The organism is 'Catharanthus roseus' aster yellows phytoplasma (assembly GCF_004214875.1).
Taxonomy (GTDB): domain Bacteria; phylum Bacillota_I; class Bacilli_A; order Acholeplasmatales; family Acholeplasmataceae; genus Phytoplasma; species Phytoplasma asteris.
Genome location: NZ_CP035949.1, coordinates 372,800 through 393,060, shown reverse-complemented (window position 1 = coordinate 393,060; position 20,261 = coordinate 372,800). Strand labels below are relative to the sequence as shown.

At 33.1% G+C, this 20,261-nt stretch carries 14 protein-coding genes, 6 tRNA genes and 3 rRNA genes; all 23 read left to right on the top strand.

The window, feature by feature from the left end:
* Nucleotides 1-132 precede the first annotated feature (132 nt).
* The 23 genes from EXT02_RS01815 (at nucleotide 133) to secE (ending at nucleotide 20,260) form a co-directional block, all read left to right on the top strand.
* Nucleotides 133-417, top strand: a complete 285-nt coding sequence (locus EXT02_RS01815) for an HU family DNA-binding protein (protein WP_011160617.1) — start codon at nucleotides 133-135, stop codon at nucleotides 415-417.
* Between the two features lie 108 nt (nucleotides 418-525).
* A complete protein-coding gene (locus EXT02_RS01810; RefSeq protein WP_198143618.1) occupies nucleotides 526-744 on the top strand; it encodes a hypothetical protein in 219 nt (72 codons plus the stop codon).
* Nucleotides 745-836: 92 nt separating this feature from the next.
* Entirely contained in the window at nucleotides 837-1,805 is a 969-nt protein-coding gene (locus tag EXT02_RS01805) for a hypothetical protein (RefSeq protein ID WP_165383246.1), read from the top strand.
* 84 nt (nucleotides 1,806-1,889) lie between these two features.
* Nucleotides 1,890-2,039 (top strand): 50S ribosomal protein L33, encoded by a 150-nt coding sequence (rpmG, locus tag EXT02_RS01800; protein ID WP_011160619.1) that lies wholly within the window; start codon nucleotides 1,890-1,892, stop codon nucleotides 2,037-2,039.
* Nucleotides 2,040-2,301: 262 nt separating this feature from the next.
* Nucleotides 2,302-3,564 carry an aminopeptidase P family protein gene (locus EXT02_RS01795; RefSeq protein ID WP_130427736.1) on the top strand — a complete coding sequence of 421 codons (1,263 nt, stop codon included), beginning with the start codon at nucleotides 2,302-2,304 and terminating at the stop codon, nucleotides 3,562-3,564.
* A gap of 35 nt (nucleotides 3,565-3,599) precedes the next feature.
* Nucleotides 3,600-3,673, top strand: a tRNA-Cys gene (locus EXT02_RS01790).
* A 154-nt stretch (nucleotides 3,674-3,827) separates the two neighbouring features.
* Nucleotides 3,828-3,919: transfer RNA gene (locus tag EXT02_RS01785), tRNA-Ser, on the top strand.
* Nucleotides 3,920-4,300: 381 nt separating this feature from the next.
* Nucleotides 4,301-5,725 (top strand): proline--tRNA ligase, encoded by a 1,425-nt coding sequence (gene proS / locus EXT02_RS01780; RefSeq protein WP_130427734.1) that lies wholly within the window; start codon nucleotides 4,301-4,303, stop codon nucleotides 5,723-5,725.
* 226 nt (nucleotides 5,726-5,951) lie between these two features.
* Nucleotides 5,952-6,086, top strand: coding sequence for a 50S ribosomal protein L34 (rpmH, locus tag EXT02_RS01775; protein WP_024563646.1), 135 nt, complete (start codon nucleotides 5,952-5,954; stop codon nucleotides 6,084-6,086).
* 181 nt (nucleotides 6,087-6,267) lie between these two features.
* Nucleotides 6,268-6,615: a ribonuclease P protein component gene (rnpA, locus tag EXT02_RS01770; protein WP_130427732.1), complete on the top strand. Its 348-nt coding sequence runs from the start codon at nucleotides 6,268-6,270 to the stop codon at nucleotides 6,613-6,615.
* 18 nt (nucleotides 6,616-6,633) lie between these two features.
* The gene (locus tag EXT02_RS01765; protein WP_130427730.1) at nucleotides 6,634-8,211 is read left to right on the top strand and encodes a YidC/Oxa1 family membrane protein insertase; all 1,578 of its coding nucleotides are present in this window, start codon (nucleotides 6,634-6,636) and stop codon (nucleotides 8,209-8,211) included.
* A 361-nt stretch (nucleotides 8,212-8,572) separates the two neighbouring features.
* Nucleotides 8,573-8,656, top strand: a tRNA-Tyr gene (locus tag EXT02_RS01760).
* Nucleotides 8,657-8,770: 114 nt separating this feature from the next.
* Nucleotides 8,771-10,303, top strand: a 16S ribosomal RNA gene (locus EXT02_RS01755).
* Between the two features lie 105 nt (nucleotides 10,304-10,408).
* A tRNA-Ile gene (locus tag EXT02_RS01750) sits at nucleotides 10,409-10,485 on the top strand.
* A 63-nt stretch (nucleotides 10,486-10,548) separates the two neighbouring features.
* Nucleotides 10,549-13,413 (top strand): 23S ribosomal RNA (locus EXT02_RS01745).
* 35 nt (nucleotides 13,414-13,448) lie between these two features.
* Nucleotides 13,449-13,557, top strand: a 5S ribosomal RNA gene (rrf, locus tag EXT02_RS01740).
* The 16S, 23S and 5S rRNA genes sit together here with 4 tRNA genes alongside, the layout of an rRNA operon.
* 25 nt (nucleotides 13,558-13,582) lie before the next feature.
* A tRNA-Val gene (locus EXT02_RS01735) sits at nucleotides 13,583-13,658 on the top strand.
* Nucleotides 13,659-13,664: 6 nt separating this feature from the next.
* Nucleotides 13,665-13,741 (top strand) — tRNA-Asn (locus EXT02_RS01730).
* 292 nt (nucleotides 13,742-14,033) lie between these two features.
* Nucleotides 14,034-16,181, top strand: a complete 2,148-nt coding sequence (locus EXT02_RS01725; protein WP_130427728.1) for a polyribonucleotide nucleotidyltransferase — start codon at nucleotides 14,034-14,036, stop codon at nucleotides 16,179-16,181.
* 84 nt (nucleotides 16,182-16,265) lie between these two features.
* Entirely contained in the window at nucleotides 16,266-18,713 is a 2,448-nt protein-coding gene (locus tag EXT02_RS01720; RefSeq protein ID WP_240682795.1) for an HAD-IC family P-type ATPase, read from the top strand.
* 5 nt (nucleotides 18,714-18,718) lie between these two features.
* Nucleotides 18,719-19,426, top strand: a complete 708-nt coding sequence (gene rlmB, locus EXT02_RS01715) for a 23S rRNA (guanosine(2251)-2'-O)-methyltransferase RlmB (RefSeq protein WP_130427724.1) — start codon at nucleotides 18,719-18,721, stop codon at nucleotides 19,424-19,426.
* A gap of 221 nt (nucleotides 19,427-19,647) precedes the next feature.
* Nucleotides 19,648-19,833, top strand: coding sequence for a 50S ribosomal protein L33 (rpmG, locus tag EXT02_RS01710; protein WP_011160627.1), 186 nt, complete (start codon nucleotides 19,648-19,650; stop codon nucleotides 19,831-19,833).
* 16 nt (nucleotides 19,834-19,849) lie between these two features.
* Nucleotides 19,850-20,260, top strand: a complete 411-nt coding sequence (gene secE, locus EXT02_RS01705; protein WP_071345549.1) for a preprotein translocase subunit SecE — start codon at nucleotides 19,850-19,852, stop codon at nucleotides 20,258-20,260.
* Nucleotide 20,261: the final 1 nt, after the last annotated feature.

The following is a 20,261-nucleotide window of genomic DNA, read 5'->3' as shown; positions in this document are numbered from 1 at the left end:
AGTCAATTAAGAATAAAATGCAAATAATTACCAATAATTACCAATAATTTCAAATAATTGTTGGTTTTCGCTTTTAAATTATTTTTTTGATGTTATAATAAGTACGTAAATAAAAAGAAAAGGAGGCAAAAAATGAACAAATTAGAATTTTTAAGAAAATTAGCTGAAAAAAATGGCGTTAGTCAAAAAGAAGCTGATAAATTTCTTAATAACTTTATTGAAGTTATTTCTCAAAGTCTTCAAGAATTCAAAGAAGATGAAAAAGTTACTTTAACAGGTTTTGGCACCTTTGAAGTAAAACACAGAAGTGCTCGCGAAGGAAAAAATCCAAGAACTGGTAAAACTATTGACATTCCAGCTAAAAAGGTTCCTACTTTCAAATTCAGCAAAAGTTTTAAAGATCTTTTCGTTGCTTAAAATCTTTACTATTAAGTTTTTTAATATTTTACAATAAAAAAACAAACTAACTAGTTTGTTTTTTTATTTACACTTTTTGATAAAGTGAACCCATAAGGAAGTAGGTTAGTGCTTTTGCAACCCACAGCTAAAAATTATTTAATAGGAACTTGCGCCAAAGTTCAAAACGAACCCCAAATAGCAGTTATTACTCGCATTGATTATCAAAGAGGTTTTATTTACTTGTTATTTAAAAGAATGAGAGAAGAAAAATATCCTTTTCCCCAAGCCTTAGAACAAAACATTATTCAACCTATTGTTTCTAAAAATAAATCTCATCAGCAATAATTTATCATTAATCAAATTTATAACTTATCTTCATTATCCATTATTTTAATTGCATTTGTAAATATTTAAATGTTAAACCAAAAAGGAACGATATGAAAAGAAAATTAAGATTTAAAAAAATTGTTTTAAGAAATTATTTTAAAAAGCCCAATGTTGTTTTTCTTTTTTTAATGTTGTCTATTTGTACTTTAATGCTTGTTTTTTTTCATGATTTTAAAGAATGTGTTAACAAAGGACAAATTTATTGGCAATATAAGTACAAAGCCCCTACTTTTATGCCTGAAATTGATTTTGACACCACAGGAAAAGAAGACAACATTTTAGATTACGAAGAAGGTTATTATCCTGGGCACCACACTTTTATCAAAACAGTTTGGTATTTTACCCATCAAAGTAATTTATTTGTATTAATTGTTTATGCTTTATTTTTTACCAAAGTAAGACAAAAAAATTGGTATCATTATGTAGTTTTTGCATGTTTAGTTAGCATTTTGATGACAGCTTTAATTTTTCACACTTTAATTGATAAAGGTAGACATTTTTACGAACCTAAATTTAGTCTTTCTTTTTTTCTTTCTCATCTCCAACACACTTTAGCTCCTTTATGTTATCTATATTTTTATTTTAAAGTCAATTCTTATGCTATTCCTTATAAAAAAATGTGGATAGCTTTTATTCATCCCTTGCTTTATATGACCTTTTTTAGTTTATTTGGCTTTTTATCTATGCAAGATTATTTTCAAGATCTGCAAAAAGACAAACCAATTATAACTTCAGAAAAACAAGCAGCTAAAAGAGATCCTTTTAAAATGTTTCCTTATGTTTTCTTTTCTCCTTTTAAACAAAAATTAAATAATCCTGCAAATGCCCAAAAGTTAGAAGATAAGGAAAATCGCCATCATAAACGTTATCGTTTTGTTTATTCATGTTATGACTTTGTTTGTTTGGTCTTTTCTTGCCTTTTTGTCTTTACAGTTTCTATGACTTATACTCTTTTATGGATTAAAAAACGTTTACTTAATAAAAAAACTACTCCTCATTATAAAAAAACTAAAAAATAATAATTTTAAAAACTCTTTATTATTTATTAAAAAAAATTTGATATAATAGTACTATATTGCTTAATTAGTTAGGAGAAAATTAACATGCGTGATTTAGTAAAATTAGTTTGTACAGAGTGCAAAAGAGAAAATTATCATACTGATAAAAATAAAAAAAAGACCCCAGGACGTTTAGAATTAAAAAAATATTGTCCTTTTTCTAGAACTCACACTCTACATAGAGAAAAAAAATAAAAAACAAAACAAATATTTAATATTTAGAAAAGCAAAACCTTTAGCCAAACATTTTTTTCAATATTTTTCCAAGAAATTCGCAAAACAAAAGTTTAAATTACTTCCCAAAATCAAATTTTTTCAAATCAAAAGTTAAATTATTTTGCCAAGTTTTTTGCCTGCTTTTTTATTCCAATTTTTTAATATTAAACATTTTTCCGTTTGCTTTATGAACTTATATTTTTTTTCATTTCTATCTTAAAAAAAGGAAAATCGTGTTTTTATGTTTTTGCACAATAGAAATAATTTCATCCAAAAAATGAAACCAAACACCGCTGCTCTTTTTTATTCTGGAAAAGCAATTACTAAGAGTGGCGATCAAACTTTTCCTTTTGAAGTTGATCATAATTTTTATTATTTGACAGGAATTAACCAACCAAACACTATTTTATTGTTGGTAAAAACACCTAATTTATCTCATACTTTTTTATTTTTAGAAGAAAATAACCCTAGTAAAGCCTTGTGGGATGGAGATATTTTGAGTTTTTCTGATGCTTATTTGATATCTCAAATTAATTTATCAAACCTCAAAAACATATTAACTTTTGAAACTTTTTTATTTCAGATGATAAATCCTTTGAGAGGTTCTTTTGTGGATTCTTTAGAAGGTTTTTATTTTGACCTATCCAAGCAAACCTTAGACCAAAAAGCAAGTTGGGCTTTAGAATATTGTCAAAAAATGGCTTCTTTATATCCTTTTTTGCAAGTTTATAATAGCTCTTCTTTTTTATTTTCTTTGCGTCAAACAAAAAGCGTTTACGAACAAACCCAAATCCAAAAAGCTCTAGATATCAATCATCAAGCCCTTAATTATTTATCAAAAAACTTAAAACCTGGAATGTATGAATATCAAATAGCTGCTCTTTTTCATTATTTTTTGGAAAATAACCAAACTCAAAAATCCTTTGAAACCATTGCTGCTTCAGGAAAAAATGCCTTAATTTTGCATTATAACAAACCTAACTGCCAATTAAAACCCAACGACCTTTTATTATTTGATGCTGGCGTTACTTATAATCATTATTCCTCTGATATTACTCGTTGTTATCCTGTAAGCGGACAATTTAGTTCTTTGCAAAAAGATATTTATAATTTAGTTCTTAAAGCTAACAAAGAAATCATTGCTTGGGTAAAACCGCATCACACCTTTACGCAATTAAACCAATATGGCAAAGATATTTTATTGCAAGGATTAAAAGAAATGTCTTTACTTAAAGAAGGCGAAACAATCCATCAATATTGCTATCACGGATTAGGACATCACTTAGGATTAGATATTCATGATGTTTGCAATTATACAGGTGTTATTGGAACAAACAGCGTAATTACTGTCGAACCAGGTCTATATTTAAAAGATTTAGGGATTGGAGTAAGAATTGAAGACAACCTTTTAATCACTCAAGAAGGGGCTGTTAATTTATCCAAACACATCCCTAAAGAAGTCAAAGACATTGAAGCTTTAATGAAACCATTTGTCACTCATTAATTTAATTATAAAAAACTCGCATTAAAGCGATGTTTGGCCCTGTAGCCAAGTGGTAAGGCATGGCTCTGCAAAAGCTTGATCAACGGTTCAAATCCGTTCAGGGCCTCCATTTATTTTATTTTTTTAATCCACTTTTGGGATATTTTTTTAACACATCTCAATTACTATTTTTTTCATCCCCTCTTTTTTTATTTTTATTTTTTATATTTGCTTACATTCACCTATTTATTTTTTTATTTTGCAAATCTATACAATATAATTTAGGAGTAGTACTCAAGTGGCTATAAGAGGCGTCCCTGCTAAGGACGTAGTCCGAGAAATCGGTGCAAGGGTTCGAATCCCTTCTGCTCCGCCATTTTGAATTTATTTTTTATCCTTTATTTTTTAATAAATATCTGGTATTTTTTTAATCAATAAAAAAACTTTTATCCCCCGCTTTTTTTTATTATGGATTACCAAATTATCATCTCAACTGCAATTATTTCTTGTCATTTCCAAACTATAACCACATTATTATAAATCGAAATAAAAGAATTGTTAGATTCTTTAAAAAATAAATATTTTCAAAAAACCTTCATTTACAAGTCATCATTATGCTTTTAAATATTTATTTTTTATTATTTTTTCATGTTATAATATTTTTGATTATAGTTTGTTCTTTCCATGAAACCAACACAAATAACACATTAATTAAAATATTTATAATATATTATAACTAAACAAAGGTAATGCAAAAATGAAAACAATGAAACGAGTTAAAACAGTTACTGCTCGCTCATCTGATTTTGGAAAATGGTATACAGATGTTTGTCTTAAAGCTGAATTAATAGCTTATTCTGAGGCAAAAGGTTTTATTATCTATCTTCCTTATGGTTATGCTTTGTGGGAAAATATTCAAAAACATCTTAATTGTACTTTACAAAAAACAGGTCATAAAAATGTTTATTTTCCGTTAGTTTTTCCAGAAAAACTATTTCACAAAGAAAAAAATCATATTCAAGGATTTTCTCCAGAAGCAGCAATGATAACAACTACAGGCAAAAAAAACTTATCCGAAAAACTAGTGATTCGCCCTACTTCAGAAATTTTATTTTCGCAATATTATTCTAAAACAATCACTTCTTATCGTGATTTACCTAAGTTATATAATCAATGGTGCAATGTGGTTCGCTGGGAAAAAACGACTAAACCTTTTTTAAGAGGTAAAGAGTTTTTGTGGCAAGAAGGACACACTGTGCATGCTACCGAACAAGAAGCGATGCAGCAAACTTTATCCATCCTTGATATTTATCAAAAGTTAGGCAGAAACCTTTTAGCCCTTCCTTTTGTATGTGGCAAAAAAACTGAAACAGAAAAATTTGCTGGAGCCCTCATCACTTATTCTATCGAAGCGTTAATGCATGACGGACAAGCTCTTCAAGCAGGGACTTCTCATTACTTAGGTACTAATTTTGCTAAATCGTTTCAAATCCAATTTCAAGATTGCGACCATCAAAAAAAATATGTTCATCAAACATCTTGGGGCGTTTCTACACGTTTAATTGGAGCTTTAATTATGGTTCACAGCGATGATGAAGGACTAGTTTTACCGCCTTATGTTTCTCCTATGCAAATTGTAATCATTCCTTTGCAACCTCAAGATGATGCAGTAAAACAAACATCCGAAAACCTCTTTTCCATCCTTCAAAAAAACTATCGCGTTCATCTCGATCTACAAGACAAAACTGCTGGTTGGAAATTTAGTCAATATGAACTTAAAGGTGTTCCTTTGCGTATAGAAATTGGTAAACGTGGTTTAGAAAATGATGAAGTTACTATTTTTCAAAGATATAACTTCGCCAAACAAAATATCAAAACCAAAGATTTGCCATCTCAAATTCCGCAATTATTTGAAACCATCCACAATAACATGTATCAAAAAGCACTGCAACATTTAGAACAAAATCGCAAACAAGCTAACACTTATGAAGAATTTAAAACTTATCTCAAACAAGGTGGTTATGTAGCAATGAGTATTTCAGGAACTGATGCCGAATTGCAAATTAAACAAGAAACAGGAGCTACTGCCAGAGTTATTTTAGAAACTAATTTAATTACTGCTAACTGCCCTGTTACTAACAAAAAAGCCCTTCAAAATGTCTTATTTGCTAGAGCTTATTGAAATTATTTTAAAAATGATTTGTTATAAAAGCCAACCAAAAAGTTTCAACACATTTAATACTAAATCATTTCTCCAAATATTTTCTTTCTTTTTATAAACATTTTATTTTTTACATTTTTACCCCCACAACCACTATTTTTTAATTATTCAAAACTTTTAGGCTTGACATTTCATACTAAAAAAGCTATAATTAAGAAAGTGTGTTAAATAGAAAAGAGGCTTTTTTATGAAAAGAACATATCAACCTAGTAAAATCAAAAGAAAAAGAACTCATGGTTTTAGAGCCAGAATGGCAACTGTTGGAGGATGCAAAGTTCTTGCTAGAAGAAGAGCTAAAGGACGTTTGCAACTAACAGTTTAAAATCAAACTAACTTGATTTTGATTAATTCAAACCAAAAATAAACACCGCTTTTTAGGTGTTTTTTTGATAAATTTCTTTTTATTCCTATTGTATCATTAATAATTGTGGAATTTATATTTTTTAAAATGGTTAATTGATGTTTTGAATATAAAAGTTAAGAATTTTAGGATTATTAAGAAGATGAAAAGAAAATATATTCTTAAAAAAGAAAGCGAAATCACCCCTGTTTTTAAATCTAAAAAAAGATACGGGAACTCCTTTTTTATTATTTATTACGTCAAACAAAATGCCTTTCCTCATTTTAAATTTGCTTTAAGTGTTGGCAAAAAATATGGTAAAGCCCACGAAAGAAATTTAATTAAACGTCGTTTAAGAGCAATTATTAGGAGTGTTTCTCCTTGCCTTAACCCCAAAATGTTTTTTGTTATTGTTATTAAAGCTCAAGCCAAAAGCCTAACTTTTCAACAATTAAAAACTTTCTTTTTGCAATTTGCTACCAAAACTCGCATATTACTTTCAAATAACTAAAATAAGGAGTTAATTAAAATGGATGTTAGAAATCATTCTTCAAAAAAAAAGTTTTTATTTTTAGCAATTTTTCTATTTGGGTTATTTTTTTGGCTCCTTACTCCTCCAAAGCGTGAAAAAATAGAAGTTTTTGACAAAGTTTTTGTTTTTAAAAGTAGCGAAAAATATGAAGAATATTTTACAAATAATGATCCTTCTAAATTAAATGAATGTGCTGATATTTTTGTGGTTTATGTTATCAATAACAAAAAGAAAGAAATTCAAATAGCTATGCAAGACGAATTTAAAGGCATGTTAAATAAAAAAAAACAAGCAAAATATTTTTTTGGTTTAATGAAAAAAACAGATCCTGAAGTAGAAGATGTTTCTAATTTTGATCTTTCTAAATTAAATAAAAAAGAATATTTTTTAACTTTTAAACCAGATGCTGATGTTTTTAAAAATAAAAACGATAAAGAAAAAACCGAATTCAAAAATAAATTAATGAAGGATTTTTTAACAGTTTCTGCAGGCACTAATGATGATTATATTCAAAACAATAAATATCAAAAAAAAGAATTAAAAGATGCATTAGAATTTAGAACATATGAAGATAAAACCCCTCTTTCTTTAGAAAATATAAAATTAGATTTTGACAAAGATCATTATGCAGAAAATATCAAAAACACTTCCAATAATGATTCATCTAACATTGATATTAAATTTACAAACAACAATAACGACCATTTAATATCTAGAAAACTTTTTATAACTAATTCTTCGGTTCCAATTCAATTTCCTTCTAGACTGGAATGGAGCCTGTTTGGTTATTTTTGGAATGTTTTAATAATTTCAATTGGCTCTTTTTTATATTTTTTCTCAACTTTCTTAGTTTCTGGTGCTTCTGGTATTTTTTTTGGCAACTTAGGGTTAGGAATTGTTTTAGCTACTATTTTCATCCGTACTTTAACTTGGCCTATTTATACTAAAACAAGTACTTTGAGTATGAATATGAGTTTAATTCAGCCCGAAATTGAAAAAGTAAAGCAAAAATATGCTCTCAAAAAAGATCCTGCCTCAGCTCAAAAAATGCAGTTAGAAATTTTAAAAGTTTATCGCAAAAATAATTTTTCTTTTTGGGGATTTTTATTGTCTTTCTTGCAACTTCCCTTATTTATTGCAATTAATCAAACCTTAAGTCGCTTTATTATTCCTGGAGGTATTTTTGCAACTGATAAATTAATTGAAAAGCCCTTTTTAGGATTCATTAATTTAAACCCTTCTAATCCCAATAATGCTTTTGTTATCTTTTTTCTTTCTTTTTTAGTGGGAGCAACGATGTTTATTTTGAATAAAATTATTTTTAAAAAACCAGATTATTTAAAAACCCCTTCTTATCATTTGACTTCAGAACAAAAACAAAAAGCTAAACAATCAGAAAAAAGCATGAAAATTATGAGTGTTTTTATGATTTTAATGATGGTATTTTTCTCGCGTTCTAACCCAATATTGTCTTTATATTGGATTGTTGGGAACACCTATACTATTTTCCAAACTTTGCTCACTAGAAAAAAGATGCAACAAAAATATTTTGCATTAAAACAAAACGCTTTATAAAAACTTTTTCCTTCATCAATACTTGCAACAATTCAAAAATCAAACTAAGTAAAAAACAAACAAAACTTTTATATTTTTTTCTGCAGTTCTTAATTTTCATCCTTATAATTTTTAAAAAACATTTTTTGGAAAGCAACATATTTAGTTAGGATAATTTCTTCATATATATATTTTTTATTTTGCAAAAAAAATATTTCAAACACCATTATCCAATTCCAAAATATCTTTTTCCAAAACCCAAATTACTATCAAAAATAACAACCCAAATTAAAATTTAAAAAAAATCAAAAAAGCTTGCTTTTCATTTTTATATGTGCTATAATATCTAAGGTAAATAAATTTGAAATTGTTAAGCAATTTCGGAGGGATAGCGAAGTGGCTAAACGCAGCAGTCTGTAAAACTGTTCCGTAAGGTACGGTGGTTCGAATCCACCTCCCTTCACCATTAATTTTTTTAATCTTTGAAAACTGAAGATGATAATTAACGAATATTTTTAATTATTTTTTAACACCTTAAAATTGACACCAAAAAGCAATTTTTGATGTATCAATTTTGTAACATACGAAGAGTTTGATCCTGGCTCAGGATTAACGCTGGCGGCGTGCCTAATACATGCAAGTCGAACGGAAGTTTAAGCAATTAAACTTTAGTGGCGAACGGGTGAGTAACGCGTAAGCAATCTGCCCCTAAGACGAGGATAACAGTTGGAAACTACTGCTAAGACCGGATAGGAGACAAGAAGGCATCTTCTTGTTTTTAAAAGACCTAGCAATAGGTATGCTTAGGGAGGAGCTTGCGTCACATTAGTTAGTTGGTGGGGTAAAGGCCTACCAAGACTATGATGTGTAGCCGGGCTGAGAGGTTGAACGGCCACATTGGGACTGAGACACGGCCCAAACTCCTACGGGAGGCAGCAGTAGGGAATTTTCGGCAATGGAGGAAACTCTGACCGAGCAACGCCGCGTGAACGATGAAGTATTTCGGTACGTAAAGTTCTTTTATTAGGGAAGAATAAATGATGGAAAAATCATTCTGACGGTACCTAATGAATAAGCCCCGGCTAACTATGTGCCAGCAGCCGCGGTAATACATAGGGGGCAAGCGTTATCCGGAATTATTGGGCGTAAAGGGTGCGTAGGCGGTTAAATAAGTTTATGGTCTAAGTGCAATGCTCAACATTGTGATGCTATAAAAACTGTTTAGCTAGAGTAAGATAGAGGCAAGTGGAATTCCATGTGTAGTGGTAAAATGCGTAAATATATGGAGGAACACCAGTAGCGAAGGCGGCTTGCTGGGTCTTTACTGACGCTGAGGCACGAAAGCGTGGGGAGCAAACAGGATTAGATACCCTGGTAGTCCACGCCGTAAACGATGAGTACTAAACGTTGGGTAAAACCAGTGTTGAAGTTAACACATTAAGTACTCCGCCTGAGTAGTACGTACGCAAGTATGAAACTTAAAGGAATTGACGGGACTCCGCACAAGCGGTGGATCATGTTGTTTAATTCGAAGGTACCCGAAAAACCTCACCAGGTCTTGACATGCTTCTGCAAAGCTGTAGAAACACAGTGGAGGTTATCAGTTGCACAGGTGGTGCATGGTTGTCGTCAGCTCGTGTCGTGAGATGTTGGGTTAAGTCCCGCAACGAGCGCAACCCTTATTGTTAGTTACCAGCACGTAATGGTGGGGACTTTAGCAAGACTGCCAGTGATAAATTGGAGGAAGGTGGGGACGACGTCAAATCATCATGCCCCTTATGACCTGGGCTACAAACGTGATACAATGGCTGTTACAAAGGGTAGCTGAAGCGCAAGTTTTTGGCGAATCTCAAAAAAACAGTCTCAGTTCGGATTGAAGTCTGCAACTCGACTTCATGAAGTTGGAATCGCTAGTAATCGCGAATCAGCATGTCGCGGTGAATACGTTCTCGGGGTTTGTACACACCGCCCGTCAAACCACGAAAGTTGGCAATACCCAAAGCCGGCGGCCTAACTTCGCAAGAAGAGGGAACCGTCTAAGGTAGGGTCGATGATTGGGGTTAAGTCGTAACAAGGTATCCCTACCGGAAGGTGGGGATGGATCACCTCCTTTCTAAGGAAACAATTATCATCTTCAGTTTTGAGAGACTTAAGAAAGTTTTTCATTGTAACTTGCTTACAAATTGTATTTGCAACATTTTAATCTTTTTAAGATTAAGGGCCTATAGCTCAGTTGGTTAGAGCACACGCCTGATAAGCGTGAGGTCGGTGGTTCAAGTCCATTTAGGCCCACCATAACCACAAATAGGCAAAATCTTAAAAAAGCTCTTTGAAAAGTAGATAAACGAAGGTTAAAAAATTAAAGGAACTAAGGGCGCACAGTGGATGCCTTGGCACTAAGAGCCGATGAAGGACGCAATTAACGGCGAAACGCCACGGGAAGCTGTAAATAAGTGAAGATCCGTGGGTCTCCGAATGGGAAAACCCATTACATTGAAGATGTAATATTCTTCTAATACGATTTATCTTGTTAGAAGAAAGGAAACGCGGTGAACTGAAATATCTAAGTAACCGCAGGAAAAGAAAGTAATAACGATTCTGGTAGTAGTGACGAGCGAACCCGGAACAGCCTGATACCATTTCTAGTTACAAAATTTTAACGAAGTAGAAGCTTTTGGAAAGAAGCACCAAAGAAGGTGACAGTCCCGTAAACGTAAGTTAAAATCTAGGGTATCAATAAGTACGGCGAGACACGAGAAATCTTGTCGGAAGATGGGAGGACCATCTCCTAAGGCTAAATACTTCTTAGTGACCGATAGTGAACTAGTACCGTGAGGGAAAGGTGAAAAGAACCCCGAAAGGGGAGTGAAATAGATCCTGAAACTGTGTGCCTACAATTAGTCAAAGCACGTTAATGTGTGATGGCTTGCCTTTTGCAGAATGAACCGGCGAGTTATGATATGGAGCAAGGTTAAGTTTTAAGGAACGGAGCCGTAGCGAAAGCGAGTCTTAATAGGGCGTTTAGTTGCATGTCATAGACCCGAAACTGAAGTGAGCTAGCCATGAGCAGGTTGAAGTTTAGGTAAAACTAAATGGAGGACCGAACCAGGACACGTTGAAAAGTGTTTGGATGACTTGTGGCTAGGGGTGAAATTCCAATCGAACTCAGAGATAGCTGGTTCTCCCCGAAATAGCTTTAGGGCTAGCGTTGATTTAGTAATTTGGTGAAGGTAGAGCACTGAATGAGTAAGGGCTCCACCTCGGGGTACCGAACTCAATCAAACTCCGAATGTTACCAAATAAAATCAGCAGTCAGACTGTGGGTGATAAGGTCCATGGTCAAAAGGGAAAGAGCCCAGACCGTCAGCTAAGGTCCCAAAATTGATGTTAAGTGGCAAAGGAAGTGAAGACGTTTAAACAACTAGGAGGTTGGCTTAGAAGCAGCCATCCTTTAAAGAGTGCGTAATAGCTCACTAGTCGAATGACTCTGCGCCGAAAATGTACCGGGGCTAAAACATCATACCGAAGCTACGGATTGAAATAACTTCTTAGTTATTTGAATGGTAGGGGAAGCGTTCTGACATCAGTGAAGCCATAGCGGAAGCAGTGGTGGAGAGGTCAGAAGTGAGAATGCCGGTGTAAGTAACGAAAAGATAGGTGAGAATCCTATCCGTCAAAAACCCAAGGTTTCCAGGGCCAGGTTCGTCCTCCCTGGGTTAGTCGGGTCCTAAGGTGAGGGAGAAATCCGTAATCGATGGCAAGCAGGCTGAGATTCCTGCACTAGTTAATCAACTGACGGAGGGACAAAGCAGGCTAAACACGCCCCTTATTGGATTGGGGTAGAAAAACTAAGTCTGAGAAGACAGGCAAATCCATTTTCTCATTTAAAGACAAGGTTTGAAAGTAAAGTGATTGATGTCATACTTTCAAGAAAAGCTTCTAGGGCTAATTGATTAACTACCCGTACCGCAAACCGACACAGGTGGGTAGGTAGAGTATACTAAGACGCGCGAGCAAACTCTTGTTAAGGAACTCGGCAAAATTACTCCGTAACTTAGGGATAAGGAGAGCTTTTATTAAAACTAAAAGCCGCAGAGAATAGGCCCAAGCGACTGTTTATCAAAAACATAGGTCTCTGCTAAACCGCAAGGTGATGTATAGGGGCTGATGCCTGCCCGGTGCTGGAAGATTAAAAGGAGATGTCAGGCAACGAAGCATTGAATTGAAGTCCCAGTAAACGGCGGCCGTAACTATAACGGTCCTAAGGTAGCGAAATTCCTTGTCGGGTAAGTTCCGACCCGCACGAAAGGCATAACGATTTGGGCGCTGTCTCAACAAGAGCCTCGGTGAAATCAAATTACCGGTGAAAATGCCGGTTACCCGCGACAGGACGAAAAGACCCCATGGAGCTTTACTGCAACTTAATATTGAAATTGGAAATAAGATGTACAGGATAGGTGGGAAACTGTGAGAGAAAAACGCTAGTTTTTCTGGAGTTGTCCTTGGGATACCACCCTTGTTATTTTTAGTTTCTAACCTGCACATGTGTAATGTGAGGGACAGTGTTTGGTGGGCAGTTTGACTGGGGCGGTCGCCTCCTAAAGAGTAACGGAGGCGTTCGAAGGTTCCCTCAAAATGGTTGGAAATCATTTGTAGAGCATAAAGGCACAAGGGAGCTTGACTGCAAGACTTACAAGTCGAGCAGGGACGAAAGTCGGACTTAGTGATCTTACGGTACCGAATGGAAGGGCCGTGACTCAACGGATAAAAGCTACCCTGGGGATAACAGGCTTATCGCTTCCAAGCGTTCACAGCGACGAAGCGGTTTGGCACCTCGATGTCGGCTCATCGCATCCTGGAGCTGGAGAAGGTTCCAAGGGTTGGGCTGTTCGCCCATTAAAGCGGAACGCGAGCTGGGTTCAGAACGTCGTGAGACAGTTCGGTCTCTATCCGTCGTGGGCGTTGGAAATTTGAAAGGAACTGTCCCTAGTATGAGAAGACCGGGATGGATATACCGCTGGTGTTTCAGTTGGTTCGCCAGAGCCACAGCTGAGTAGCTATGTATAGAAGGGATAAACACTGAAAGCATCTAAGTGTGAAGCCTCCCTTAAGATGAGATTTCCCTATGAGGTCCCTGAAAGACTATCAGGTTGATAGGCTAGAGGTGTAAGAAGAGTGATCTTTTCAGCTGACTAGTACTAATAGACCCATTGACTTTGATTTTTTAAATACCAACGTTTATCTAGTTTTGAAAGATCCTTGGTGCATAAAACTAAGGGGCAACACCTGTTCCCATCCCGAACACAGCAGTTAAGTCCTTAGTACTGACAATAGTTCTTTATTGAGTGAAGATAGGGAGTGCCAAGGTTTGTTTTATAAAAAAGAATAAAAAAGAGGATTAGCTCAGTTGGGAGAGCGTCTGCCTTACAAGCAGAATGTCGGGGGTTCAAGTCCCTCATCCTCTACCAAAAACTGCCTACGTAGCTCAGTTGGTTAGAGCATCTGACTGTTAATCAGAGGGTCCTAGGTTCGAGTCCTAGCGTGGGCGCCATCTTTGTTGTGTTTTTTCTTTTGTCCTTGAAACTCATTTTTTAAATTAGTATTTTCTAATTTATTAAGTCAATTTTACAATCAATGATTGGCTTATTTTTTTAACAAAATTCTCTTTTTTTAAGAAAATAATTTTAAATTGATTTTTTATAAATATCACTTAAAATTAAAATAATTATCTAATTATTAAGCTAGTTTGTTGAAATCAATTCAAACTCTAGCTTTTTATTTTTATATATTTTTTTATCACATCCAAAATTACCCCAACCCAGTTACTTAAAGGAGTATCTCAAGTGTTAAAAAAAGTTTTTGAAACTACTAATTTAAAAGATTCTTTTCAAGTCGAAATAGGAACTTACGCCAGAAACGTTGATGCTTCCATTTTAGTACGCTACCAAGATACAGTGGTTCTTACAACTACTGTTTTTAGTCGCAAACCCAATAATCTTGATTTTTTACCTCTTACTGTTATTTATCAAGAAAAATTATATGCTGCTGGAAAAATTCCTGGCAGTTTTTTACGCCGAGAAGGACGTTCCAACGATCACGAAATCCTCACTTCACGCCTCATCGACCGTTCTTTACGCCCCCTATTCCCTGATTATTTTCAACAAGAAGTGCAAGTAATTAATACAGTTTTAAGCCTAAACCCTGATTTTAAAAGCGAGCTTGCCTCCATGCTTGGAAGCTCTCTTTCTCTATTGATTTCTGAAATCCCCTTTTTTGAAGCTATTTCCGGAGTTTATGTAGGAAAAATCAACGACAAGTTTATCATCAATCCCACTTTGCAACAACTTGCAAATTCTACTCTACATTTGATGGTTGCAGGTACCAAACACAATGTTACTATGATAGAAGCACACGCCAATGAAGTTAGCGAACAAGACTTTTTAGAAGCCATTAATTTTGCTCACCAATATATTAAAAAACTGTGCTTATTTCAAGAAAATATCAAGCAAAAATTTGCACCTGCTAAAATAACAAATACCTTGTACCAAACCGAACAAACCCAACAACAAGCCTTTTTTGCCAAACACCAATCCCAAGTTAAACAAGCTATTTTAAGTTGCAACAGCAAAAACGATTTACAGCAATTAAAAGAACAAATCCTAGATCAAGCCAAACAAACTCCTTTTTTCAAAACTATTGACACTACCACTGTTTTTGATTACGAAGCTCACAAAAAACATTTACAAACAACAGAAACCCTATTTCAAAAATTATCCAAACAAGAAACACGTTCTTTAATTTTGCAAGAAAAAATAAGACCAGATAAAAGAGGATTAGAAGAAATAAGAACTCTTGAATCTCAAATTGATTTGTTGCCCCGCGCTCATGGTTCTGCTTTGTTTACTAGAGGACAAACCCAAAGCCTTGCTGTAGTGACCTTAGGATGTTTATCAGAAAGTAAAATTATTGACAGTCTAAGCGACGAACAAAACAAATGTTTTATGCTTCATTACAACTTTCCTCCTTTTTCAGTTGGTGCAGTTGGTCGTTATACTGCCCCTAGTAGACGAGAAATCGGACACGGCACTCTTGCCGAAAAAGCCATATCTCAAGTTTTGCCCGAAGAAAAAGACTTCCCCTACACTATTAGAGTAGTTTCTGAAATTCTAGAATCTAACGGCTCTTCTTCTCAAGCCACTGTTTGTGCTTCTTCTTTGGCATTAATGGCATCAGGAGTTCCTTTAAAAAAAGCAGTTGCAGGAATTTCAGTAGGATTAGTTTTTGACCAAACAACGAATAAATACGTTATTTTAAGCGATATCCAAGGTTTAGAAGACCGCGTTGGAGACATGGATTTAAAAATCGCAGGCACCAATAAAGGAATTACTGCTTTACAAATGGATCTTAAAATTCAAGGAATCCCTTTTAAAATTTTGCAAGAAGCTTTTTTGCAAGCCAAAAAAGGACGCCTTCATATTTTAGAACACATGAGCCAAACAATTTCTCAACCTCGTTTAGAAGTTTCGAAGTACGCCCCTAAAGTTTGTATGATGCAAATCAAACCAGAAAAAATTCGTGATATTATTGGAAGTGGTGGCAAAATCATCAATCAAATTATTGAATCTCATGATGGTGTAAAAATCGATATTGAACAAGACGGACGCGTTTTTTTAATGCATTCCAACTTAGAAACAGTCAAAAAAACAGTCGCTTTTATTGAAAGTTTAATCCAAGAAATTCAAATAGGCACTTGTTATCAAGCCTCTATTTTGCGTTTTTTAAGTGACAAACAAGGAAAAATGATTGGAGCTGTGGCACAAGTTTGTCCAGGAATCGAAGGACTTATCCACGTTAATCAAATGAAATTTCAAAAAATCACCGATGTTTTAAAAATAGGTGAAACAGTTTCGGTTAAATGCACCAAAATCAACGACCGCGGAAGAATTGATTTTTTGCTTTTGCCCAAAAATACACAAGAAAAAAAATCTTAGTTTGGCTTTCAAAAATTATTACCAATACCCATTAATTTATAAAAAAAATACCGATATCATTTAAGAAAAGTGTGGTGGTTGTGCATGAATGAATCTTTAAATAATCCCAATATCGCAACAAAACAAAACTTTACAGGACTAACTAACAAGCAAGTAGAACAAAAAAAAACTGCGGGTCAAGTTAATGTTTCTAACTATAAAAATTCTAAAAGTATTAAAGATATCTTATTTAGTAATTTATTTAATTATCTTAATTTGTTGATTTTAATTGTAGCATTAATCGTTATTTTCATAGAACAATATGAACATTTATTTTTTTTAGTAGTTTCTTTAACCAATGTTTTTATTAGTGTTATTCAAGAAATTAAAGCTAAAATAACTCTTGACAAAGTATCTTTGTTGATAAAAAACCATTCTCAAGTAATAAGAAATAGTCAAAAAGAAAAGGTTTTTTCTTCTGATTTAGTTTTGGGAGATCTTTTATTTTTGGAAGCAGGAGAACAAATTGCAGCTGATGCCAAGGTAAAATCGGGTGTTTTAGAAGTTAACGAATCACTTTTAACTGGTGAATCTAAATTAGTTATCAAAAAAGAAAATGATTTTTTATACTCTGGTAGCTACGTGGTATCAGGTCAAAGTTATGCCGAAATTGTAGCTGTAGGAAGTGATATGTATATTGAAAAAGTTTCCCAAGAAGCTAAAAAATACAAAAAACCGACCACTCCTTTAATGCAAAACTTATCTTCGTTAATCAAAACAATCATTATTTTTGTCACACTTTTTGCTATTATTTTAGCTTTTTTTGCTTTTAATAAAGAAAATAATAAAATATCAGGTTTCAGCCAAAATTCCTTACTAGGTTTGTGTGGCATGATGATAGCAATGCTTCCTTTGGGACTTTTTTTGCTGACTAACATTTCTTTGGCAGTAGGTTTTGTACGTTTAGCAAAACAAAAAACTTATGCCCAAAATCTATTTGGAATCGAAATGTTAGCTCAAATAAACACTTTATGCCTCGACAAAACAGGAACTATTACTGATGGCACTATGCAAGTTAAAAAAGTCATTCCTTATCACCCTAAAGAACTTGATTTTACTAAATTAATGAACTCTTTTTTATCTGCTTGCCCCACTTCTAATAGTACTTATAATGCTTTAATAAACAAATTTAGCCCCAATACTTTTCCTACTTCAACTCCTTATCAACCCTCCCAAAATCTTCCTTTTTCCAACACAAGAAAATATAGTGCAGTTGAATTTAACAATTTAGGAACCATTTTTTTGGGGGCTCCTGAATTCATTTTAAAAAACAATTTTCACCTTATTCAAAAAGATTTTGAAACTTACACTAAATCAGGTTATCGAGTGCTTTTATTAGCCAAAAGCCCTGAGCCTTGTATTTCTCAAATAACTTGTAAAAACCAAAAATTACACGACATCCCATGCATTCCTTTAGCTTTAATTATCATCAAAGATACTATTAAAAAAGACGCAGTTACTACCATTGATTTTTTCCAGAAAAATGGCGTTTGTGTTAAAGTAATTTCTGGTGATAATCATGTGGCAGTTTCTCAAATAGCTCAAAGAGTAGGTATTATTGATGCTTATAAAACCATCAGTTTAGAAGGACTTTCTGACCAAGAAGTTATCCAAATAGCTACTAAATATAATGTTTTTGGAAGAACTTCGCCCCAACAAAAAAAAATCTTAATCCAAACTTTTAAAAAAGCAGGACAAAAAGTTGCCATGACAGGCGATGGTGTAAACGATATTTTAGCCCTAAAAGAAGCCGATCTTTCCATTGCGATGGCATCAGGCAGCCAAGCCACTTGTAATATTGCTAATTTAGTTTTGATGGATTCTAATTTTTCTTCCATGCCTAAAGTAGTTTTTGAAGGCAGAAGAATTATTAACAATTTAGATAAAATCTCTATTTTGTTTTTTACCAAAACTATTATTGCTTTTATGCTTGCAGTTGCTGTTATTTTATTTAATTTTTTAAGGCGTCCTTGCTACTATCCATTATCACCTTTGAAATTACAATTTGTCATGGATTATTGGTCAATTGGCATTCCTTCGCTTTTTTTATCTTTTGAAAAAAACAACGAAATTATCAGCAAAAACTTTTTACTTAATAATCTCAAAAAAGCCTTTCCCTATGCAAGTCTAGCTTTTATTAGTTATGTCTTAACTTTTGGTGTGCGAATTGGCTTTGTATCAACCCAAACTCCCGATTTCAAACAATTAGAAACAGTTTCTAATTTTGTCATTTTGCTTTCCACCTTCATTTTATTTACTGTTTTATTTAGAATTTCTAAACCTTTAAATCTAGCTAAATTAATTTTATTTGTAGCAATGTTAATGGGATTTATGACAGCTTCATTTATTTTGGATGTTTTGGAAGAAATGTCTCAATTCGATAAACTTGAAAAAGTTTTATTAGTTTTAATCATCATTTTATCCCTTGTCATAACCCAAATCTCCCAAAAACCCCATCCAACAAAAACTACAAAATCGAAAGAAAACAAATAATTAATATGATTATTTACGGAAAAAACCCCATCAAAGAAGCAATTAAAGCGCAGAGAAAAATTTATCAACTATATTTAGATGAAAAAATTAAAGACCATCTTTTTATAATGTTTTTGCAAAAACACAATATTGCTTATCAATTAGTTGACAAAAAGTTTTTATATGATCTAACCAAACAAAAAACCCATCAAGGAGTCGCTGCCAATGTTTGTGACTACACTTTTTACGACTTAGACACTTATTTAGATTCTGCCAAATTCCAAAAATTCTTAATTTTAGACGCCATTAATGACCCTCATAACTTAGGAGCCATTTTAAGAACTGTTGAAGCTTGTGCTTTGGATGGTGTTATTATGAGTAAAAAACATCAAGTCCCACTCAATTCCACAGTTGCCAAAATTTCTTGTGGTGCCCTGGAATACACTAAAGTTTTTTTAGTTACCAATTTGCATCAAACCATTTTAAAACTAAAAAAAAATCAAGTTTTAATCGTTGGTACCGATAGCAATTCTTCCCAATCCTTTCACCAAATCCCTAAAAACATTTCTTTGGCTATTATTGTTGGCAACGAAGGAATAGGCATTAGACATTTATTAAAACAGCAATGTGATTTGTTGGTTAAAATTCCTATGTATGGAAAAATCAATTCTTTAAATGTAAGTGTTGCTGCTGCATTAATGATCTACTCCACTTTTATTTTTGGCAATAATTAACCCTTGCCTCCTCCAAAAAACAAACTAATCACTAGCTTTTTTAAGCAGCTAACCATTTATCTAATTTGGGTTACTGTTAGTTTTCTTACCATCTTTCATCCAACATTCTAAATATTTTCTCTCCGGGATATTTTTTTGCACAAAGCAATTTTTATATTTTATTTTTTGCATAAAAACACTGATTTGTGATATAATAAAAAAGATGTTTTGAAAATAAATTAATGTTTTTTCAACTTTCTAACATAAAAGGAGCTATTTTTTTGAAAAAAAATATTTTAGTTTGTGTTTTGTGTCTAAACCGCAATTACAACACCAAACCACGAGCCAATCAAAACTCAAAACGTTTAACTTTAAAAAAATATTGCTCTTATTGCAACAAACACACTTTGCATCAAGAAACTAAGTAAAGGAGTTTTTAACTTTATGGGAATTAAAATAGTAAGCGAAAACAAACCAAATCAGTTATTAGAAGTAATCAAAAGAGAATATAGTTGGCTCAATATTTTACTAATTACCACTTCTATTTTGTCTCTTGCTCTTTGTGGGCAATTATGGCAACAAAAACAGTTTGAAACTATGCATTGGGCATTGCCTTGTGCTTTAGTTCTTTTGAGTGTTTTTATTTTTGCGATAGGTTCATTTGCTTTTTTCAAAGATGCATTTTTGCAAATTTGTAACATTAGTTGGCCTTCCTTAAAACAAATTTTGTTTAAAACATTACAAGTTATTTTTTTCACATTATTCTTAATCCTTTTTGTTCATGCCATAGATTCTTATGTTATTGGCAAATTAAACCAATTTTGTGTCAAAATCAAAAATTTGTTGAGCAAATAAA